General features: G+C 72.7%; 6 protein-coding genes. 1 reads left to right on the top strand and 5 read right to left on the bottom strand.

Annotation, left to right across the window (positions count from 1 at the left end; translation table 11 throughout):
- The 5 genes from VGD85_RS19460 to VGD85_RS19480 all read right to left on the bottom strand — a co-directional run.
- Positions 1-571, bottom strand: a 571-nt coding sequence (locus VGD85_RS19460) for a signal peptidase I (protein ID WP_331065086.1), incomplete at its 3' end; no start/stop codon positions are given.
- A gap of 229 nt (positions 572-800) precedes the next feature.
- A complete protein-coding gene (locus VGD85_RS19465; protein ID WP_331065087.1) occupies positions 801-1340 on the bottom strand; it encodes a hypothetical protein in 540 nt (179 codons plus the stop codon).
- Positions 1341-1484: 144 nt separating this feature from the next.
- Positions 1485-2390, bottom strand: a complete 906-nt coding sequence (gene ligD / locus VGD85_RS19470; RefSeq protein WP_331065088.1) for a non-homologous end-joining DNA ligase — start codon at positions 2388-2390, stop codon at positions 1485-1487.
- Positions 2391-2402: 12 nt separating this feature from the next.
- Positions 2403-3101 (bottom strand): L,D-transpeptidase family protein, encoded by a 699-nt coding sequence (locus VGD85_RS19475; RefSeq protein ID WP_331065089.1) that lies wholly within the window; start codon positions 3099-3101, stop codon positions 2403-2405.
- Complete coding sequence (locus tag VGD85_RS19480) at positions 3098-4021, bottom strand: DNA ligase (RefSeq protein WP_331065090.1); 924 nt, start codon at positions 4019-4021, stop codon at positions 3098-3100. Before VGD85_RS19480 ends, VGD85_RS19475 begins: the two co-directional genes overlap by 4 nt.
- 111 nt (positions 4022-4132) lie before the next feature.
- On the opposite strand from VGD85_RS19480, the gene VGD85_RS19485 reads away from it, so the two are divergent.
- A partial coding sequence (locus tag VGD85_RS19485; protein ID WP_331065091.1) for a Ku protein occupies positions 4133-4779 on the top strand: 647 nt, incomplete at its 3' end.

The raw sequence follows: 4779 nt of genomic DNA on the forward strand, positions 1-4779 counted from the left end.
GGACCGACCGCTCGGGCCGCGACTCCCCGGCGGCCGACGGCGCGGGCCCGCCGCGGCGGCCGCGGATCTCCCCGGCCACGAGCACGAGCAGCACCGCGGTCGCGACGGCCAGCAGCGCCTTGGTCACGGGGTGGAGCACGACCAGGTAGACGTAGCCGACCCACGGGAGCGTGAGCACGACCCGCGGCAGGGTCGGCTGCTCCGGCCGGAGCACCCACGGGTCGCGGGCCGCCTGGTTGTCGCCGCGGGTGCGGAACCCGCCCGCCTCGATGCCGACGATGCGGTGGGTCACGAGTCCGTCGTCGCGTACGGCGGGGGGCGGGTCGAACGTGATCACGTCGCCCACCCGCAGGTCACTCAGCGGCACCTGCCGCTCGAAGACCACCGACCCCTGCGAGATGCCGCCGCTGGCTCCGGAGTCCATCGAGTCGCCGGACATCACGTAGCGCTCGAGCCCCAGGCCGACGGGCAGCAGCACGAGCAGGGACACCGGCGCGAGGACGACCACGAGCACGACCAAGCGCCGCCACGGCGTCGGCGCCGGGCGGTGCGGGGAGGTCGTGATCTCCATGCGGTCGGTTCTCCGAGAGCAGGTCGGGGCGGGTGAGCCCGCCCGGCGCTCCCCCCACCAGCGCCGGACAGACACGCCCTCCGGGACGGCCGGGCCGCTCGGCGCGCCCCCCAGGTGCGCCGGACGACTCGTCCAGGTCCGGGCCCGACGGCGACCGTCCGCGCTCCCCCCAGGCGCGCGGGCGGCGATGGTCGTTCCCGATGGTTCGATCAGTCGTGCGAGGGCCTCCTCAGCCGAAGGATCCCGAGGTGCCAGGTCCGGAGGTCACCCACGTGTACGACGCCGACGCCGGCTCGCCCTGGTTGGCGAACGGAGCGTCGTCGGGCAGCGACACCGTGAACGTGAACGTGCTGGACCCGGAGGCCGCGATGGTCCCCACGTCCTGCGCGATGTCGCTCATGGCGGCGAAGTCGCCGTCGTACAGCGTCCGGCCGTCCTGGTCGATGACCAGGTGCAGCTCCCCGTCCGCGAACGGCGCGGGATCTCCCGTCTCCTGGAAGGAGAGCCTCGACGGCGTGCTACCCGAGTTGCGGATGGTCACGCTCCGAGACACAGACTCACCGGGCTCGATCTTGCTGATGGTCAGCGTCGCGCCCTGGTTGTCGTCGGCCAGCAGCCGGATGCCGGTGGCACCCTCACTGGCACTGGTCCACGGGACCCCCATGAGCATGGCCAGCAGCCCGGCGCCGACGACACTGCCGACGGGGAGGACGAGCCTCCTGGCGGCCGTGGCGGCGGTCGTGCCGGTCGTGCCGGTCGTGGTGGTCATGGCGTCCCCCGGTGCTCAGAACTACTCCTTCACCGTAGGCACGCACCCTCCACGCCCGATGCACACATTTTCCACGGCTCGTCCACCGTTCGGTAACAGACCGGGGCCTCCCGAGCGCGGCTCCCGGGGCCGTCGCGGGAGTGTTCAGGAGGGGTTCACGAACAGGTCGCCGTGCTCGTCGAGGCGCTCGAGGACCTCCTCGAGGCGGAACTGTCGCAGCGCCATCGGGTCCTCCGCCCCGGCGTCGACCTCGGCCCACGAGACCGGGGTCGCCACGGTCGGCAGCTCCCGGCCGCGCAGCGAGTACGGCGAGATCGTGGTCTTCGAGCCGGCGTTCTGGGACCAGTCGAGGAACACCTTGCCGGCCCGGCGGGCCTTCGTCATGGTCGCGGTCACGAGCGCCGGGTGCTCGCGCTGGAGCTCCTCGGCGACCTCCTTGGCCAGCACCGTGGACTCCTCGGAGGGCAGCCGTCGCGGCAGGTCGGCGTACAGGTGCAGGCCCTTGCTGCCGCTGGTGACCGGCCGGGCCGCGAGGTCGCGCTCGGCGAGGCGGTCGCGGACGAGCAGCGCGACCTGGCAGCACTCGTGGAGGCCGGCCGGCTCGCCGGGGTCGAGGTCGATGACCAGCCGGTCGGCGCCGCGCGGTCGCCCGGACCGGTCGACGGTCCACTGGTGGACGTGCAGCTCGAGCGCCGCGAGGTTGACCAGCCAGGTGAGCGTCGCGAGGTCCGCCACGATCGGGAACACCAGCGTGTCGCCGTTGCGGCTCGGGCCCCGGCTGCCGGTCGTCGGGACCGTCGCGGTGCGCACCCACGACGGCGTGCCGGCGGGGACGTTCTTCTCGAAGAAGCTGCCCTCCTGCACCCCGTGCGGCCAGCGGATCCGGGTGACGCAGCGGCCGGCCAGGTGGGGCAGCAGCGTCGGCGCGACCTGGGCGTAGTAGTGCAGCACCTCCCCCTTGGTGGTGCCGGTGCGGGGGTAGAGGACCTTGTCGAGGTTGCTGATCGTCAGCGTGCGGCCGTCGACCTCGACAAGCGTCTGGTCAGCCATGGCTCGCCGGCATCAGCGGCCGATCGCGATCACGGGCCTGCGGTCCGGGTCGAGCCGGCGCATCAGCGACCGGATGAACGGGCGTGGCGCGCTCACGCAGCCGGCGGTGGCGCCGGAGCCGTTGACGTGCAAGAAGATGCCCGAGCCGCGGTGGCGGACCTGGTGGCGGTTGAAGCTGGTGACGATCGCCCACTCGTACTGCCGGGGGTAGTCGGTGAGCCGCTCGGAGGAGTTGGGGTCGCTCGCCGGCAGCCGCCAGCGGAACCCGCCCTGACGCTTGTTGCGGTAGCGGTTGTAGTGGTCCGAGGCGTTGTCCTGCACCCAGAAGTCGCCGCGCCGGATCTTGCGGTACCTGAGGTCCCACGCGTCGGACCCGGCGTGGGTCCCGAACGCCCAGGGCAGGTCGTAGGTGCCGAGCGGGGTGGTCCCGGTGCCCTGCCTGCGGTGCCGGCCGGGCACGAGCCCGCCGTACCCGATCCGCCCGTCGGTGGCCCGCATCCGCTGCTGCCAGCCGTCGCGGCCGTGGACCCACCAGGTGACCCGGGCGCGGTAGCCGCGGGTGTGGTGGACCGTGACGACCTGCTCGGTGCCGGGGCGCAGGCGTACGTCGACCCCGTCGAGGCGGACGTGCTCGGGCTCGCTGACGCCGCCCTGGGCAGGGGTGGGCCCGAGCAGGACCAGGGCGAGGGCGCCGAGCAGGGGCTTGATCATGGGAGCAGGTCCTCCGGGGCGAGGTCGGTGCGGACCCCCTGGAACGAGGGCTGACGCAGACGGTCGTACCCACGCCCGTGGGTGTCGATGTCGACGACCAGCACCGGCTCGAGCCAGTGGGTGCCGCGGGCGTCGGCGCGGGGCACCTCGTCGGCGAACGGGCTGCCGTCGCGGCCGAGCCCGGTCACGAGCTCGGTCAGCGCGCGGCCCTGCTTCGGCCCGATCCCGCTGCCCACCCGGCCACGGTAGAGCAGCCCGCCCGGTGTCGGCTCCCCCACGAGCAGCGAGGCGAGCCGGTCGGTGGTGCCCTCCTGGGGTCGCCAGCCGCCGACGACGTACGACACCCGGTGCCGGTGGGCGAACTTCTGCCAGTGCGGCGACCGCTCGCCGAACACGTAGCGGGAGTCGCGGCGCTTGCTCACGATGCCCTCGAACCCCTGCTGGAGGGTCGCGTCGAAGAGCATCGGCCCGTCGTCGTAGGCGGCCGGGACCTGCCAGGTGCCGTCGAGGCCGAGCCCGGCGAGCCGCTCGCGGCGTACGTCGAGGGGCTCGCCGGCCAGGTCGCGCCCGTCGAGCCGGAGCAGGTCGAAGACCATGTAGGTCGCGGGGATCTCGCGGGACAGCCGGGCCGCGGTGGCGGCCCTGCGCACGTGCATCCGGTCCTGGAGCGTGCGGAAGTCGGGCAGGCCGCGGTCGTTGAGCGCGATGATCTCGCCGTCGACGAGCAGGTCCCGGTCGCCGAGCGGGCTGGTCGCGAGCTCGGGCCAGGCGATCGTGATCGCGTTCTCGTTGCGGCTGGTCATCCGCAGGCCCCCGGCGCCGACGTCGGTGAGCGCCCGCACCCCGTCCCACTTCACCTCGTGCGTCCACGCCGCACCGGTCGGCACGTGCCGGCCGTGGGTCGCGAGCATCGGGCGCATGGGGCACATCCTGCCCGAGCCCGACGCAGCCTCGATTCGGGCGATGACTCCGAGCATTCCCATGAGTCACACTGGGCACTTCACCAGGGGACCATCACGAGGAGGATGCGGATGCGGGCGATCTGGAAGGGCGCGGTGTCCTTCGGGCTGGTCAGCGTGCCCGTGAAGCTGTACGCCGCCACCGAGTCCCACGACGTCTCCTTCCGCCAGGTGCACGCCAAGGACGGCGGGCGGATCAAGTACCAGCGGATCTGCTCGCTCGACGGCGAGGAGGTGCCCTACGCCGACATCGCGAAGGGATACGAGACCGAGGACGGCGAGATGGTCATCCTCACCGACGACGACATGGCCGAGCTGCCGTCGACGTCGTCGCGCGAGATCGCGGTCGAGAAGTTCGTGCCGTCCGACCAGATCGACCCGATGCTGTTCGAGAAGTCCTACTACCTCGAGCCGGAGAAGTCGGGCGCGAAGCCCTACGCGCTGCTGCGCCAGGCGCTGCTGGACGCCGACCGGATGGCGGTCGTGACGGTCGCGCTGCGCCAGCGCACCACGGTCGCGGTGCTGCGCGTGCGCGATGACGTGATCGTGCTGCAGACGATGATGTGGCCCGACGAGATCCGCACGCCGGACTTCTCCGTCGACACCGGCGAGGTCAAGCCCGCCGAGGTGAAGATGGCGAACATGCTGGTCGAGACGCTCGCCGGAGACTTCGACCCCGCGGAGTTCGAGGACGACTACGCCGAGGCCGTCGAGGCGCT

Source organism: Nocardioides sp. (genome assembly GCF_036401255.1).
Lineage (GTDB): Bacteria > Actinomycetota > Actinomycetes > Propionibacteriales > Nocardioidaceae > Nocardioides.

Coding starts and splice junctions, on each gene's coding strand:
- ligD (WP_331065088.1), bottom strand. CDS start 2,390: ATGGCTGACCAGACGCTTGTCGAGGTCGACGGCCGCACGCTGACGATC.
- VGD85_RS19465 (WP_331065087.1), bottom strand. CDS start 1,340: ATGACCACCACGACCGGCACGACCGGCACGACCGCCGCCACGGCCGCC.
- VGD85_RS19475 (WP_331065089.1), bottom strand. CDS start 3,101: ATGATCAAGCCCCTGCTCGGCGCCCTCGCCCTGGTCCTGCTCGGGCCC.
- VGD85_RS19480 (WP_331065090.1), bottom strand. CDS start 4,021: ATGCGCCCGATGCTCGCGACCCACGGCCGGCACGTGCCGACCGGTGCG.